At 32.5% G+C, this 16119-nt stretch carries 12 protein-coding genes; 1 reads left to right on the top strand and 11 read right to left on the bottom strand.

Annotation, left to right across the window (positions count from 1 at the left end; genetic code table 11):
• Nucleotide 1 precedes the first annotated feature (1 nt).
• The 4 genes from PYW37_RS05975 to PYW37_RS05960 form a co-directional block, all read right to left on the bottom strand.
• Nucleotides 2–1609 (bottom strand): NAD(P)/FAD-dependent oxidoreductase, encoded by a 1608-nt coding sequence (locus PYW37_RS05975; protein ID WP_023189291.1) that lies wholly within the window; start codon nt 1607–1609, stop codon nt 2–4.
• 36 nt (nt 1610–1645) lie between these two features.
• Nucleotides 1646–3016 carry a 23S rRNA (uracil(1939)-C(5))-methyltransferase RlmD gene (rlmD, locus tag PYW37_RS05970; RefSeq protein ID WP_032943539.1) on the bottom strand — a complete coding sequence of 457 codons (1371 nt, stop codon included), beginning with the start codon at nt 3014–3016 and terminating at the stop codon, nt 1646–1648.
• 206 nt (nt 3017–3222) lie between these two features.
• On the bottom strand, nt 3223–3468 hold the full coding sequence (locus PYW37_RS05965) for a hypothetical protein (RefSeq protein WP_003130138.1): 246 nt from the start codon (nt 3466–3468) through the stop codon (nt 3223–3225).
• Nucleotides 3469–3754: 286 nt separating this feature from the next.
• Nucleotides 3755–4576, bottom strand: coding sequence for a MurR/RpiR family transcriptional regulator (locus tag PYW37_RS05960; protein WP_003130139.1), 822 nt, complete (start codon nt 4574–4576; stop codon nt 3755–3757).
• A gap of 159 nt (nt 4577–4735) precedes the next feature.
• Between PYW37_RS05960 and PYW37_RS05955 the strand changes: the two genes are divergently transcribed.
• A complete protein-coding gene (locus PYW37_RS05955) occupies nt 4736–5431 on the top strand; it encodes an N-acetylmannosamine-6-phosphate 2-epimerase (RefSeq protein ID WP_025017051.1) in 696 nt (231 codons plus the stop codon).
• A gap of 61 nt (nt 5432–5492) precedes the next feature.
• Here the strand turns inward: PYW37_RS05955 and PYW37_RS05950 are convergent, their stop codons facing one another.
• The 7 genes from PYW37_RS05950 to PYW37_RS05920 form a co-directional block, all read right to left on the bottom strand.
• On the bottom strand, nt 5493–8000 hold the full coding sequence (locus PYW37_RS05950; RefSeq protein WP_044009681.1) for an HAD-IC family P-type ATPase: 2508 nt from the start codon (nt 7998–8000) through the stop codon (nt 5493–5495).
• 553 nt (nt 8001–8553) lie between these two features.
• Entirely contained in the window at nt 8554–10002 is a 1449-nt protein-coding gene (gene cls / locus PYW37_RS05945) for a cardiolipin synthase (protein WP_023189295.1), read from the bottom strand.
• Nucleotides 10003–10391: 389 nt separating this feature from the next.
• Nucleotides 10392–10739 carry an AbiJ-related protein gene (locus PYW37_RS05940; protein ID WP_003130146.1) on the bottom strand — a complete coding sequence of 116 codons (348 nt, stop codon included), beginning with the start codon at nt 10737–10739 and terminating at the stop codon, nt 10392–10394.
• 638 nt (nt 10740–11377) lie between these two features.
• On the bottom strand, nt 11378–11941 hold the full coding sequence (locus PYW37_RS05935) for a hypothetical protein (RefSeq protein ID WP_010905797.1): 564 nt from the start codon (nt 11939–11941) through the stop codon (nt 11378–11380).
• Nucleotides 11904–12293 carry a DUF4430 domain-containing protein gene (locus tag PYW37_RS05930; protein ID WP_025017053.1) on the bottom strand — a complete coding sequence of 130 codons (390 nt, stop codon included), beginning with the start codon at nt 12291–12293 and terminating at the stop codon, nt 11904–11906. Before PYW37_RS05930 ends, PYW37_RS05935 begins: the two co-directional genes overlap by 38 nt.
• Nucleotides 12294–12315: 22 nt before the next feature.
• The gene (locus tag PYW37_RS05925; RefSeq protein WP_021721826.1) at nt 12316–13566 is read right to left on the bottom strand and encodes an MFS transporter; all 1251 of its coding nucleotides are present in this window, start codon (nt 13564–13566) and stop codon (nt 12316–12318) included.
• A 233-nt stretch (nt 13567–13799) separates the two neighbouring features.
• Complete coding sequence (locus PYW37_RS05920) at nt 13800–16058, bottom strand: B12-binding domain-containing radical SAM protein (protein WP_025017054.1); 2259 nt, start codon at nt 16056–16058, stop codon at nt 13800–13802.
• Nucleotides 16059–16119 lie beyond the last annotated feature (61 nt).

The raw sequence follows: 16119 nt of genomic DNA, 5'->3' as shown, positions 1-16119 counted from the left end.
TTTAGTCCTCCATCAAAGGTTTAGCGAATTCTGCAATCATGCTCTCAGCACATTTTAAACCGTCAATACCGGCTGAGACAATTCCGCCAGCAAAACCAGCCCCTTCACCTGAAGGATAGATTCCTTTTGTCGAAACAGATTGATAATTTTCTTCATCACGATTAATTCTGACCGGCGAAGATGAACGAGATTCAACCCCTGTCATTACAGCATCAGAGAGTGCAAAGCCATGCATTTTTTTATCTAATCCAATAATCGCTTCACGCATAGATTGTGTAACATAGTCTGGGAATAGCGATTCAAGATTAGTTGGTTTGACTCCTAAAGCATAACTAGGTTCAACTGTTCCCATTGCTTTAGAGGCTTTTCCATCAAGAAAGTCTCCAACAAGTTGAGCTGGTGCTTGATAATTAGAACCACCTAATTCAAAGGCTTTATGTTCTAATTCCTTTTGGAACTCTACTCCAGCAAGTGGATGGTCAGTTGGGAAATCTTCTGGAAAAACTTGGACTAAAAGTCCAGAATTTGCATTTTTTTGGTCTCTAGCATGTTCAGACATCCCATTAGTCACAAGGCCACCTTCTTCTGATGCAGCTGGGACAACCAATCCTCCTGGACACATACAGAAAGTATAAACGCCACGCCCTGATGATGCCTTATAAGTTAAGCGATATTCTGCTGCTCCAAGACGCGGATGGTCAGCAAATTCTTTATATTGTGCTTTATTGATTAAAGATTGGGGATGTTCAATTCTGACTCCAACAGCAAAGGGTTTAGCTGTAATCGTTACCCCTTTATCATAAAGTTCTGAGAAAGTATCACGTGCCGAATGACCAATGGCTAAAATAGCCTGATTTGTTTTAATAATATTTCCGTCAGCAAGTTTTACAGCCTGTAATTCTTCATCTTCAATTAAAAACTCTTCAACTTGAGCATCAAAATGAACTTCTCCGCCCAACTCAATAATTTGCTTTCGGATATTTTTAACAATGTCACGAAGTAAATCAGTTCCGACATGAGGATGTGCCTTATAAAGAATATCTTCTGGGGCACCAGCTTGTACAAATTCCTCCAAAACCTTACGACCACGCAAATCACGAACACGACTCGTTAATTTACCGTCAGAAAAAGTTCCTGCTCCACCTTCACCAAATTGAACATTCGATTTTGGATTAAGTTTTCCTTCAAGCCAAAACTTATCAATTGATTTTACACGCTCATCAACAGCTTGGCCTCTTTCAAGAACAATTGGACGATAACCATTTTGAGCCAATAATAAAGCCGCAAACATTCCTGCGGGACCAAATCCAATGACTACAGGCCGATGAAGCATTTTTTTACTTCCTATAACTGGATTGACATAATCTAATTCAGGTGCCAAAGAAACATTTTTTATTTTTTTAGACAGAATTCTTGCTTCATCTTTAAGTTTAATATCAACAGTATAGATAAAATCAATTTCGCCTCTATGTCTTGCATCAATTGATTCTTTGTAAATTCGATAATCCAGTAAGTCAGATTCTTGTAGTCTTAGTTTTTTCAAAACAAGACTTTTAACCTTACTGACAGGTTCATCAATTGAAATTTTGATTTGTGTTATGCGAATCATGATTTTCTTTCTATGAATAGGATTTATTATCCTCTTTTATTTTTTATTAAAACTAGCAACTAATTCAATATGATGCGTTTGTGGGAATAAATCAACTGGTTGAACTTTATCCAGCAAATACCCCTCAGCTTCAAAGCGAACAACATCACGAGCAAAAGTTGCTGGATTACAAGAAATATAAACAATACGTCGAGGATTCATCATTGCTGCTGCTTTAATAAAGCCTTCATCCAACCCTTTTCTTGGTGGATCAACAAAAATGACATCGGGTTTTATTCCTTCTGAAAGCCATTTAGGCATGATTTTTTCAGCAGTTCCAACCTCATAATGTGTATTTTCAAGTTCATTTAATTGAGCATTACGTTTAGCATTTTCAACGGCTGCTGGAACAACTTCCATGCCATAGACTTTTGCAACTCTATCAGCCATACTAATTCCAATTGTTCCAATTCCAGAGTATGCATCAATAACAACATCACCTGGTTTTAAACCCGCAAATTCATAGGCAGTTTCATAAAGCTTTTCAGCTTGAGGTGTGTTAACTTGATAAAAGGCAGGAGCCGAAATTTGATAAGTTTTATCTAGCATCAAATCTGTGATGAAATCTTTGCCGTATAATAAAATAAATTCTTTTCCTAAAATAAATGAACCTGTTCCAGAATTAATATTTAATTGAACAGATTTTATATTTGTAAAACGTTCAACCAAATGATCAATCACAAGTTCAACCTTTTCTGGAAGTTTTTTACTTGTAACGACTAAAGTAATCATCATTTCACCCGTGTGAAATGCTCGACGGACAACAATATTTCGCAACCAACCTTTTCTTGTTTTCTCATCATAAGCTTGTAAATTAATCTTTCGAAACTCATCGCGCAAAAAAAGAACCACAGCGTCAATCTCAGGATGTTGAATATAAAAATCTTCCACAGGAATCAAAGTATGAGAATTCTTTCGATAAAATCCTGTAGTTAAAAGCCCGTCAATCATTTGGACAGGAATTTGTGCTTTATTTCGATAATTAATTGTTTTAATTGCTTCAACTACTGGTAAAACTGGATAATCAGATTTACCAGCTGTTTTTCTCAAAATATCTACTACTTGCTTATGTTTAAATTTCACTTGTTCATCATAAGATAGATGACCAAAATCTGCGATTCCGGTGCGCAAATAATCAAGGTTAAGCTGAGTAACACGATGTTTACTCTGACTTATAAATTCATCCACACGCCCAAATCCAAAAGATTTTCCAACCTTAAGCACATGCATTTTGATACGTTCCCCAGGTAAAGCATTATCCACAAAGAAAGGGAAAGAGTCGATTTTAACAACCCCTTGTCCTTCATGTGTTAAGTCAAGGACTTCTGCTTCAAATATATCGTTTTTCTTGAAATTTGTCATGTCCATATTATAACACATATTATCATTTGGTTCCTATAAATGAAGAGTATTTAAATTTTTGAAAAAATATACTCCATAATTCCCGGATTCTTTCACCTAAAATGTAGTTAAAAGTGTAGTCAAATATTTTTCGACAATAAAAAAGCCACTCACAAGGTAAGTAGTTCTAATTTATCTAATAAAGAAAGTGTAGTCTTTATTATGAATTTATATTAACGCAAAATCTCTATTCTACGCTGAGCACTTGCATGAATGAGTTTCACTTTATTTTCTCCAAAAAGTTTTACTAATTTATCAAATTCTGCACTTTTAGCAAATTTTTCATTATGTTTCATATTTTTTTTGCCATTTTTTTTAGATTTCAGTGAAATATAAATTTCTTGTCCTTTTTCATTACGTGGAACAAAATTAGTTTGTTCTAAAATTATTTTTTCAATTTCTTTTTTTGATTTCGCCATTGAAACAATACTCCTTATTCTTTTTATTCAATAAATATCATAGCATAAGATCGTCAAAAACTTAAATATTTATCATTTGCTTATTAATTTAAATAAGATGGAATATATTTTCCATCTTTACTCTTTAAAATCATTTAATTTCTTTCTTCAGTCCACTTTCAACCAGCCTAAGCCACTTTTTAATTTCTTTAATATCTTCATCACGGTGAAAGAAAATCAAATTTAAACAGTAGATAGGTAAATATAAAGCTGAATTTTTTACGCGAGATTACTAATCACCAAATAATTAATCTATTGATTTACTAATAACCGCTCTGATAATTTCTTCACGACTTTTTAAAGCCTCATTTTCAAAAATCTTTTCGTGATGTCTTACTAGGAGTTCACAAATATATAACTGTGATATTTTACCAGATAAAGAACCACCATCAAAAAATTCTTCAGCTGTTGTTTGTAGCACAATGTCTGAAAGCTGAGCAATTGGAGACACTAAATTACTGGTTATTGAAAGGATTTTAGCTGTATGTCCTTTAGCGATTTTAAGCGATTCATATAAATCTAAAGTCCTTCCTGATAAAGAAATTCCAATAACCAAATCAGTGTTTTTTAGAATAGCGGCCGTTTGCGCCTGAAAGTGAGTATCACTAATTGCTTTAGCTTGAATACCAATCCGTAAGAACATTGCCTCCAAATCTTTTGCCGTATTTCCGCTTAAGCCAACACCAAAAATATAAATTGCTGAGGCATTTGAGAGTAATGCAGAACTCCTCTCCAATAGTTCTATAGACAATTTTCTTTTTGTTGTTTCTAGACTGTTGACAATTTTTCTCTCTTTTTCGTCAAAGAATAGCTCACTATCTTTAGCCTGAGATTCTTTTTGAGAATAGTCTTCTTTTGCTATCTCAATTTTTAAATCTGAGAATCCTGAAAAACCTAATTTTTGACAGAATCTGATAATTGTCGCATCCCCTACATGAATCTCACTTTTAATATCATTCATCGTTCCATAAATAATATGATTAGGTGACTCTAATACGTAGTTAGCAATTTTTTTCTCAGATTTGGTAAGAGTTTTATATTTTTCTTCAATGACTTGTTCAATTTTCATAATATCCCTTTGGTAAATGTAGTTAGCTTTTTCTTTATTTTACTATTTTTTTATATTTTTTATAATGAATTAGAAAAAGTTGACAAAAATGTAAGCGCATGCTATATTAGTTATTGGAGAATTTCTCCATTATACCTTAAATTGGAGGATAAATAAACGGTGAAAAAAGAAGTATTTTTAGACAAAGTAAAAAATGGTATTATTGTATCCTGTCAGGCTTTACCTGGTGAAGCTTTATATTCTGAAAAAGGTGGTATAATGCCTTTGATGGCTAAAGCAGCTGCACAAGCGGGAGCCGTTGGAATTAGGGCAAATTCTGTAAGAGATATTAAAGAAATTCAAAAAATAGTTGATTTACCAATAATTGGTATTATTAAAAGAGATTATCCACCACAAAAACCTTTTATTACTGCTACCATGAAAGAAATTGATGAGTTAGTAGCCACTTCTTGTGAAGTAATCGCCTTGGATTGTACCTCTAGAGAACGTTATGATGGCCTAACTATTAATGAATTTATCAAATCAATCAAAGAAAAATACCCAAACCAACTTTTGATGGCAGATTGTTCAACCTTTGAAGAATGTAAAAATGCATATGAAGCTGGGGTAGATTTTGTTGGTACAACGCTTAGTGGTTATACAGATGAAAGTCCAAAACAAGATGAACCTGATTTTGCCTTACTTGAAAAACTAGTTGAGGAGAAGATTCCAGTCATTGCAGAGGGAAGAATTCATAGTCCAGAACAAGCCAAACGCATTTATGATATCGGTGTTGATGCCATGGTTATCGGGGGAGCAATAACCAGACCTTTTGAGATTGCCACACGATTTATAAAAGCAATTGGTGAAAAATAGTAGACCATTCATCAGAATAAAAAAAGATACCTCCAAAAAGGATGGTGTCTTTTTTTTATGCTTATCTCTCGTTTACATTTTCTTTATTAACCTGAGATCTTTCCCAATTATCGACTAATATCTTCTTATATTGAGGTCTTTCAATCGCTGCTTTTGCATTATACTGTTTTAATTTGGTAAATGAAAATCCACTGATTAAGGCTAAACCTACAAGAAGTATCGCAATTTTCTTTGTTTTTCTCTTTATATTTTTAGAGAATAAAGCTCTAACCATAAGAATCATTAAGATACAGATAATTGTTGGTATAACAAATCTGAAACTTTTGAAAGGTGCAATTCCTAAAAATTTAGTTACTGGTGAAATAAAGTAAGTTCCATAAAAGAGTGCTGTCATTCCGACAATAACAATAGCTCTAAAGCGGCTTAACGGACGGCATAAGAGATAGAGTGAAAAGAGTTGAACACTACCAATAACCAAAGTTACATCACTGATAAACTCCTTATAATGAGTCACAAAGTGTCCATCAGTAAATGTCGTATAGATTGGGAATTTATAGGCCAAGCTGAACATTACAAATATAGCAATCCCAATAATAATTCCCGTAGGGAGAGCGTCGTCTCTAATTTTTTGGAGAATATCATCTTCATTTCTTTTTTCATCTTTTTCTAGCACAAGTAGAGCACTAGGAATTCCGACGGTAAAGATACCCATCATCATTAAATTTATTGATTCTAATGGGGAGAGATGACGTGTAATTAACAATAGAACTGTTAAGGTAAAGATGTATATCACTCTTAGAAGATTCATACTAGCGACACGTGTAATATTATTAATTACCTTTCTTCCCTCTTTGAGAATATTTGGAAGAACAGAGAAATCATTTTTCAATAGAATAAATTGAGCAACTGACTTTGTAGCTTCATTACCGCTTCCTAAGGCAATTGGACAATCTGATTTTTTAAGGGCAAGAATATCATTAATTCCATCACCAATCATTCCCACAGTATGACCATTTGCTTGTAAGGCAGCAATGATATCACGTTTTCTTTCTGGAGTTATGCGACCGAATATTGTCCTTTCTTCTACCACTTCCTGTAGTTCTTTTTCACTTTCAGGAAGTTCTGATAGACCAATATAATCCGCTTCTAAACCGACCTCTTTTGCAATAAGTGAGACCGTTTTTGGATGGTCACCCGAAATAATTTTAATCTGAGTCCCTTGTTTTTCAAAGTATTCTAATATTTTTTTAGCTTCTTTTTTAGGTCTATCTTTTAAGAAAATAAGACAAAGAAGTTGGCTTTTTTCTCCCAAAACATTATGAGAGAGAGCGAGAATTCTATAACCTTTTTCCAAGGCTTCCTCAATATCAGCTTTTTGTTTAGAGGTAACCTCTTTCGCTACTAAATCAAAAGCTCCTAAAATATAATTTCCTTTATTTTTAATTTCTACAGATTGATATTTAGTTTCTGAGCTAAAAGGTTGGTATGAAACTAATTCAAAGGTATTTTGTTGACCACTAGTAAAATATTTTGTCAAAGCCTCCATTGAGGAATTTTGTTCTTTATCTAAGGAGATAATATATGAAATGATATCATTTGTTTCAGCTTTATCATTATAGTATAGAACATTTTCAACATTCATTTGTCCTTCAGTAATTGTTCCCGTTTTATCTAAACATAAAACGTCAACCCTAGCCAATGTTTCAATTGCTGATAATTCTTGAGTCAAAACATCCATTTGTGAAAGTTTAATGACACCTAAGGCCAAAGCAACTGATGTAAGCAAGACTAATCCTTCAGGAATTAAACTTGTAATCGTTGTTGCTGTTCCAACAATCGCCATCTTTCTTTGAGGAATCACTGATAAGTTTAATGATGAAAAGACGAACTGGTTCAGCAAAACAAGAATTGAAATAGGAATAATTCCTATTGCGATAATTTTTAAAATTTTATCAATTTGTTGTTGAATTTTTGATTTTGATTTTTTTAAAACTGAAGCTTCTTTTGTGAGTTTACTGATAAATGTATGATTCCCGACTGCCTGAACTTGTGCTTTTGAAGCACCTTGCATGACAAGACTACCTGAATAGATGAAATCACCAACATGTTTTTCGATAAAATCAGATTCTCCGGTAATCATGGATTCATCAACATCTAGTCCTTCTTCCAAACATATCGCATCAACCGGAACCTGAACCCCTTTTTTCAGACAAATAATATCCTTTAAAACAAGCTCTTCTTTTTCAATACTTACTTGTTCACCTGCTCTTATCACTTCTACTTTATCTTGTTTTAGAAAAGAAAGTTTTTCAATAATTCTTTTGGCTTTAATTTCTTGATAGATGCCAATTGAGGTATTAGAAATAATTGAGAAAATAAACAGCATATTTTTATAAGAACCAATGATAAATAACACAACCGCAAGTACTAGATTGAGTAAATTAAATAAGGTCATTGAATTTTTAATGATAATATTTTTATTTGAATTCCCAACTTTAACCGTCATGATATTCAAATTTCCAAGTCTTTTTTGTTCTTCGACTTCTGCATTTGACAGTCCTTCGGTCATGTTTACTTTATTCAATATCTGCTTTTCCTCCTAAACTAATTTCTTTAATTATTATTATATCTAAAATTTTACCTTTTTTTCTTACATTTTTGAAAGTATTTGAAAAATTATTTTATCAAAAAAGTTATTAGAAGGCTAATAATTCTAATAACTTTTTAGCTTTTAAATTATCTATTGATTATAAAAGATTTTTATTTGTTCAATATCAGACAAGTAAAAAAGTCGCCTCATGCAGTGGCTAAAAAAACATGCATTAAAAGACGTTTTTCTACTAAATTTATCTTTTGGAGATTAACCCTCTGGTCTGATATTAATAAAAAATGCTCGCATAAGTTCAGCAAACCTTTTGACTTTTAGTAGACAATCAAGGTCTTAGTGAGTATGAATGATTTGTAGCATCTATTACTCTACTCTTGAACAATTAACTTTCAGTTGAATATAGGAAGAATTACTCCAAAATAAAAACCACTAAAATTTTCAAGTGATTTTTATTTTTCAATATTAATGTATTTTAAAGGAGTCAATTCATCCTTATTAAGACCTATAGGACCATTTATAATATCGGACTAAGTAATCTCGAAAAGTTTTGCTTGATTTTAAGCCAAGTAGATTGTTGGGAAATTTCTTCATCTGTAAGTAGCTTTGAATTTCTTAAGTCTCCCTCAAATGTCCTGCTCATCTCTTTTGCTACAGTTTCATCATAACAAAAGGCACTTATCTCGAAATTTAATTCATAACTGCGAATATCTTGATTAGTTGTACCAAATACGCCTAATTTTCCATCCATTACAAGAGTTTTAGAGTGTATGAAGCCATTTGTATAATTGTATATTTTCACACCGTGTTTATGTAGATAATTTGCGTAATATTGTGTTGCTCTAAAAATAAATGGATGATCTGGCATATTGGGAATCATAATTCTTACATCAACACCAGAATTCGCCGCTGCTACAAGCGCTGTTATCATAGAGTCATCAGGTATCAAGTAAGGCGATTGAAGCCAAATATAGTCTTCCGCATCCATAATCATTTTAATAAAACCTGTTCTTAAGGTTTTATTATCACTCTCTGGTCCGTTAGCGACAATCTGAATATCAATGTTCCCTTCTTCTTCCGGTACCACAAAATATGAATCTTCTCTTTCAAGCTTATCTTTAGGATCTCTGACTGAAACATTCCAATCTCGAATAAATGTTTCTTGAAGACCAAAAGCTGCTGTACCAACAATTCTACCGTGTGTATCGCGCCAGAAGCCAAACTTTTTACTGTTATAAATATATTGATCACCAACATTAAAACCGCCAGTCCAACCAATTTGACCATCTATCACTACAATTTTACGATGTAAATGATAGTTAAGTCGGGTTTTTGTTAGTGTATTACGCGATGTGATAAAGGCTGTGACCTTACCTCCTGCCTCTTCCAAAGGTTTAAAGAAATCCTTTCTCGTTTTTCCTCCCCATGGATCGTAAACTACTCTAACTTCCACCCCTTCTTTAGCTTTTTCAATTAGATTATCGCGAAAAGCAGTTCCAATTTTGTCATTAAAGAATGCATAGTATTCTACATGAATATTATCTTTAGCATTCTTTATGTCATCAAACAAGGCTGAAAATTTATCTTCTCCATTCAGATAAAAATTCACTTTATTCCCACGACAAAGTGGTGTACGTTCCATATTATTAAAATACCTTTTCAGTAATCTTTCATGGGGTGCCATTTCTTTTGGCTCAAATTTTTCATTATTTTCACGCACCCTTTGGGCAAGAATAGATAGATTATATTTATTTTCTTCTTCAAAACGATTTGTTGTTGTTCGATCAAGCCCTCTTCCTAAAAAAAGATAGCCAAGGAAACCAACCCCTGGTAAAAAGAACAAGAACATAGACCACGCAAAAATACTGGCAATAGACCTAGGTTTCCGAAAAATTGTCACAAGGGCAAGCAATGTGTTAATCGTTATTAGTGTTCCCATCAAACTATAGATTGTCGCAAGTGACATAAAATATTTCTCCATAATCTCCATAAAATAATATTATTTATCTAATTATATCAAAATTTATTGGATACTTTATGTATTTTATCTAAGCAAAATTTAATGTTATTTTTATAAGTGTTATTGATTCATTAATTCTTAATGCATTTGTCTTATCTATACCATTTAAATAAACCAACTCTCAACCTTTTCTTTGACACGCACCATTGCAGTAACAAAAGAAAGCCTATCCACAATACACACATCTTTTCTTGAACAAGAACTACCAGTAATTATTTTAATCTTTTTTTCTCCTATTTTTTTACTTTTTAACGTATAATATATGGTTCAATCAAACTGAATGACATCTCCTAAACTAATTGTTCCATTTCTATCTGCTTGTTCATTTTCTTCAGTTAACCCTGAGTTATTGATATAGGATGGAAAACCTCACATAAGAATTCCAATAAGGTAGAATCCGGGCCATCCATTAAGTCAAACCGAGAGTCATTAAAAACCCACCCAAAATTCCAAGTATCATTGTTAATGGTATGTTGCCACATCTCTTCATCTACGTTATTAAATCTTTCATCTGTTGTTACCATATTTTCTAAAGGATAGATCCTTTTCAAGAAATCTATTTCTTTAAGTCGTCCATAATATGGATAAAAGTATTTTTTATCACTCCCAAAATAGATCTGTTCAATACATCCATTTTCAAATAAGTCGAAAATATCATGACGTATCAATTCAGTAATTTCCATCTTTTCAATCTTTTTTATATTTATTCTAATAAAATTAATTGATAATTTTCAAATACAATAACAAAACAGTATTTCATTAATACTGTTTTATTAATACTTATGTAGCACATTTCTTTCAAAACATAATATAGCAAAATACAAAAATATTTACGATTAAAAGTTTTAATTATTCTACCGGATTCGTTAAATTTGCATGTTCTGCAATTAATTATGAAACAACATCGTTCGTTTTCGAAAATTATTCTCTCATTGAATCCGTTTTAGTGATGGTTGATTTTGCCACCCAAGTCCCACTATTAAATGGATTTTGAGCCATTGTGTTTGATTTTCAAGATAAAAATCTCTTGCCATTTTACTCAACTTAACCGACTTAACAACTGCTCTTTAGAGCTCAGTAGAGCCGTTTGTCTCATTTCACCAACATTCACAAAGATAATGTTAGCCGTATGTCAATAATAAAGAATAAATTATATATCTTTTAAATAGGAAAATGCACTTATTAAGTGCTTTTATTATCTCTATAAATTAAACCCAAAATAACGAGTGTTTACTTTGCTGTCTTTATTCTCTGACAACTCAGTTTTGAGGTTTTATTTTACATAAAAAATAATACAAGGAAAGGTATGTAACACCAAATTTCAAACAGAATCATCGTTGTAAAACCTTGTTAAGCTATTGAATTGCCGCTTGAGAATTCGAGCTGGTCTAAATACCAATATCATAAATAGAAAATTCCCTAATCCATGCATCAAGTCAAAGGGGAGACCAGCAATATAATAAATTTCAAATGATGAAATTTGTAAAACAAAAACCTCAAACATTGAGATTACAATTCCATAAATTAACCCGAGTATAAGGCATAATATTGCTTGCATAATTAAAAACTTCATAATATCAATTTTTATAAACAGCCAATATAAAAAAATTATTAGAGAATATGCTAGTAACTGACCGACTACCCAGTAGCCCATTCCTAGATAAACGGATGTTGCTATAATCGTCATGTCAGCAATAATAATTGCTTCGCTCAATCCAATGTTTAAACAAATGAGTAAGTAGATTGTTGTTAAAGGAGTAATATTTGGCAGATATGAAAATGGAAAACGAATTACGGAGCACAGTGCTATTGTCATCGCAATTAGCGTAAGCTTACGAACTGTCAATTTAGTATTTTTCCAAATAAAATCTGATTTTTTCACCATTTATTATTTTAACGCCCTCTGCGCCAATCACTGATCTTTTTCCATTTATATCAAACATTAAATAAATTGATTCTTTTGTATTCTGCCTTAAATTACCGACAGAGGTAATAAAGCCCTCGTGCTCTTTTGCATTCAACTGAGAGATTGCAAATGAAAGTAAGGTAGTGCCTTTTTTTACTTGATAACGCTTTGATTTTCCCTCAATTATTACAGTAACTGTGTTCTCTTTATTTGAGTGTGCATTTGACGTATTTCTTGGCAGTTCACTCTTTGAGGTGAAACAAGCTGATAACATCAACAATGCAAAAACTAGAGCGACTATCACTTGGAGATTTTTAACTATTTTTTTCATACGGTCTCTTCTGTCCTATCAATCATTTCGACATTTTCCATTTTTTCAACAGAAATGCACGAAAGCCTCTTCCTATTTCTTTCCAAAATGCAAAACATACAATTACTATAACTAAAATATTATTGATGATATATGTGACATCGGCTCCAATAGCTGATGCTAAAAATCCTGTGTACAGGATTCCAAGAGGGACGATCAAATTTGCAGAAAAAGAAAGGAGAGCAAAAAATCGACTTTGAATATTTAGGGGAACTTGGCTCTGAAAAAAAGACGTCATTGGTACATTCACTAAAATTGTAATAAACCCAAGTAACACTTCAAAGAAAAGCATTAGTCCAAAGAAAACAAAAGCATTAAAAGAGATTAAAAAAACTGATGAAAATCCAATTAAAACCATGACCAAACTGTTTAGCACGAAGAGTTTGGAAATATGCTTTCTGAACTCAATTTTTGAGTTTTTAGCAATGAAAATCCCTGATAATATTACACCTATTGAAAAGGCAATTGACACCAGTCCAAAAATAGAAGTTGGAAGATGATATTTTTGAATGGCAATCCCTGGGTTCGTCACTTCTTCTGATGAAGCAACAAAAAAGTTAAGTGCCATAATGAGCAAAAAATATTTTAATATCGCTTTTTCTGTCCGAATAAAATGAAGACCTATCCTAAATTTCTGGACAAAACTTTCTTCAACAATTTGATCATTTCCTCCGTTCTTACTTTCCAATGGAATAAACGCAATGACCACAGCTGCCAAAACATAAAGTATAGCTAAAATTAAAATAACACTTGAGAAACCGAACACTCCATACACCAAGGTTCCAAGCATCGGTGCACCGAAAACAGAAAGGTTATCTAAGATACTTCTAATACCATTATATTTTTCTAATTCTGATTCATCAACAAGTTCAGTAAATAGAACTTTTGAAGATAAATCAAGCATCATAGAAAAAATTGCAACTAAGATTGCAAAACAAACAAGATAAATAAAGTCATAACGCCCAAACTTTAAGAGCATAGACTCAATACTACATAAGATTGCAAGAGTCAAAACTGAAAAGAATGTTACTTTCTTCTTTTCATATTTTTCAATCCACACTCCCATAGCTGGAGTAAGCAAAACACTCGGTAACATTGTAATCGTAAAAAATAAACCCGAAAGACTTAAAGAATGGGTTGTTTTCAAAATGAATAACGGGAATACTACGGGTAATATTGCTCCTGCAAACTCAGATAAGCAGCGAGAAATAAACAAATATTTAATTTTAGACAAGACAACTCCTTAAAATCTGAATAAGACCAGAAAAAGAGAAAGTCTATTACTTTCCCCTTATCAAAAGATTAGCAATACTTTGTGTTCATCTCAGAATCTACTGCTTGAGCAGAATCTTTTGTGGATTGTACTTCCATCACTTCAGCAAGTGATTTAATTTTTTCGAAATCCATTTTTCGCTCTCCTTTATTAAAATTTGTATTTTTTCTCCGGTGAGGATTTATACATAAACCTCATATCATGACTTTCAATACCTTTGATTCCAAAGCGTCCACGATCAGTTTTTCTAACTTTTCAACAGGTAAATTTAAGCCTGAGCGTGTTATCTCAGCATACCATTCCTGAATCTTATGCGAAATCGTGAAGTATTTTAATAACTCATGCCCCAAAACATTAGTCTGTATCACTTCCTTAAACATCTTGTTGTATATCAACAAATCCGTTGAATTATAGTGCTCAAAAAAATAATCGTTCAGGCATAATTTATATTTTCCTTCAAAAATTTCATCCATAGTAGAATATTTTTCTTGTGAATTTTCAAGTTCCAAAAAATCATAATAGGCTAAATCTGATTTAATATTATCTAAAGCAAAGGTAATCTTAGCATTTCCTATCTGCAAATCTGAAGTAGGATAAGAAAGAAATATTCCATGCTTAACATTATACAAAAGAGTCATCTGCGTTTCTTCATCTATAATCAAGCTAACATAGCGATTTATTTTAAGACTTTCATTCTCAAAACAGAATCCATAAACCTTATAAGAACGTTCTGCTGCCCTTTTTTCACGTTCGTTGATTAAATCAATTTCTGATGGGAGAATAGACTTAGGGAATTCAATATCAAATTGTTGAGCATCAAAAGAGGTTTGCAGAGAAATTTTAGAGCTACGCATCGTGCTCACAAGTTGTTTGGCCTCATCTGATGTCAAGCCTTCGTGAATATTATAATCCCGAGAGAGCCTTAAATCTTCATCATCAGCTGGTTCTAAAATTTCAATATTAAATACTTCGGGTTTCTCATAAACGCCTGCGCCCACTTCAAGTCCAAACGTGCCAAATCCCTTTGTAGAATAAGGAAGGCCATAATCCTTTTTGGATTTCAAAATCATTTCATTTGCAAAATGATAGGTATTCTTTGCTTCTTCTAAGGTTTCTGTCGGAAATCCTGTCATAAAAAAGAGGTGAACCGAAATTCCTGCTTCAAAACAATTTATAATATTGGGTTCAATCCAAGCAATATCAATATTTTTATCCATCAGGTCCAGTACCCTTTGATTATAAGATTCAAGCCCAAATTGAATATTAGAACATCCCCCTTTTCTCAAGATTTGTGTCGTATCTGCGGTAAGCAACTTTGAAAAGCGGGTTTCGCAATACCATGAAATGTCTTTCTGCTCATTGTCAATCAATAACTTTGCAATTTGCTTCATTTTAGGCATAAGAAATGTTTCATCTACAAATGAAAAATGAGAAATGCCGTATTTTTCCTTCACAACTTCCATGTTTTCTACGACTTTTTTAGCAGGCATATGTCTAAATTTCCCCCCTGAAGCGTTAGGAATTGTACAGAAGGTACACTTATTTACGCAAGCTCTTGAGGTATAAATGGGAATCCATAGATTATCTGTGAAGTATTTGGAAAAATCAAATCCATCAAAATCTGGCGGTAAGCTATTTATTGTTTTAGACTCTACGATCTCATTTCGTTTCAAATTTCTATGATCATCCAAATAATATAGATTAGGAATGTTTGAGTAATCTTTATTGTTTTCCAACTGCTGTAAAAAAGATGATAAGTTTTCTTCACCATCATAAAGAAGCATAGAGTCAATGTAGTTCCAAAAAGGATGTAGATTACCAATAAGTGATGAAATACGAGTAATAAAATTACCGCCTAACTGAATGTGTTTTACGCTTGGACATAATTCTTTAATTGCCTTACACATTGTTAAAGTTGGAATGAGTTGGGTATTTCCTGTGACAGAGAAACCAATATATTCAATCTCTTGATTTTTAATTTCTTCAATGGTTGAACAATCCTTTTCAAAATATTCAATGAGTGGATTGGCTGCTCTATCTGATAATGCTTTCATTATCTCTGAAGTGGAATCGTGCGAATATTTGAAATGCATGCTGTTAAAATCGATTTCGAATCCTTTATAAACTTTTCCTGCAAGATAATTCAAATTGGATAAAACATTCCAAGCAAACTTTCTTTGCCAAGACTTTGAATCTTTTGAGCGTATTACATCTTTTGCTTCTTGGATATGTAATGTTGAATTGAAATAAATACTCTTTTTTAGAGTTGAAGTTTCTCTACTCATCCGCTTGAAAAACTGTTCTGAGAAGAAAAAGTCATAAAATTCAACATTTTCATCACGAATTAAAACCTCTTGATTATTTTGTTGAAGATAGGCTTTTAATACAGGCAAAGATAAATAGGGCCCCCGTGGATCCCAACCTGGCGGAAAAATTAACATTGACTTCATCATGAGTACTCCTAAAATAAAATCTCAATAACTAAACTAAGTTATCGAGATTTTATCATTTTAT

It is taken from the genome of Lactococcus lactis (assembly GCF_029023865.1).
Classification (GTDB): Bacteria; Bacillota; Bacilli; order Lactobacillales; family Streptococcaceae; genus Lactococcus; species Lactococcus lactis.
Note: the sequence above shows the minus strand (reverse complement) of the source record. Positions and strands in the feature narration are given on the sequence as shown.

Bases quoted from the DNA above. Each gene is read 5' to 3' on its own strand.
- PYW37_RS05930 (WP_025017053.1), bottom strand. From the start codon at position 12,293: ATGAAAAAAATAGTTAAAAATCTCCAAGTGATAGTCGCTCTAGTTTTT.
- PYW37_RS05935 (WP_010905797.1), bottom strand. From the start codon at position 11,941: ATGGTGAAAAAATCAGATTTTATTTGGAAAAATACTAAATTGACAGTT.
- PYW37_RS05975 (WP_023189291.1), bottom strand. From the start codon at position 1,609: ATGATTCGCATAACACAAATCAAAATTTCAATTGATGAACCTGTCAGT.
- PYW37_RS05950 (WP_044009681.1), bottom strand. From the start codon at position 8,000: ATGACCGAAGGACTGTCAAATGCAGAAGTCGAAGAACAAAAAAGACTT.
- rlmD (WP_032943539.1), bottom strand. From the start codon at position 3,016: ATGGACATGACAAATTTCAAGAAAAACGATATATTTGAAGCAGAAGTC.
- PYW37_RS05965 (WP_003130138.1), bottom strand. From the start codon at position 3,468: ATGGCGAAATCAAAAAAAGAAATTGAAAAAATAATTTTAGAACAAACT.
- PYW37_RS05960 (WP_003130139.1), bottom strand. From the start codon at position 4,576: ATGAAAATTGAACAAGTCATTGAAGAAAAATATAAAACTCTTACCAAA.
- PYW37_RS05940 (WP_003130146.1), bottom strand. From the start codon at position 10,739: ATGGAAATTACTGAATTGATACGTCATGATATTTTCGACTTATTTGAA.
- cls (WP_023189295.1), bottom strand. From the start codon at position 10,002: ATGTCACTTGCGACAATCTATAGTTTGATGGGAACACTAATAACGATT.
- PYW37_RS05920 (WP_025017054.1), bottom strand. From the start codon at position 16,058: ATGATGAAGTCAATGTTAATTTTTCCGCCAGGTTGGGATCCACGGGGG.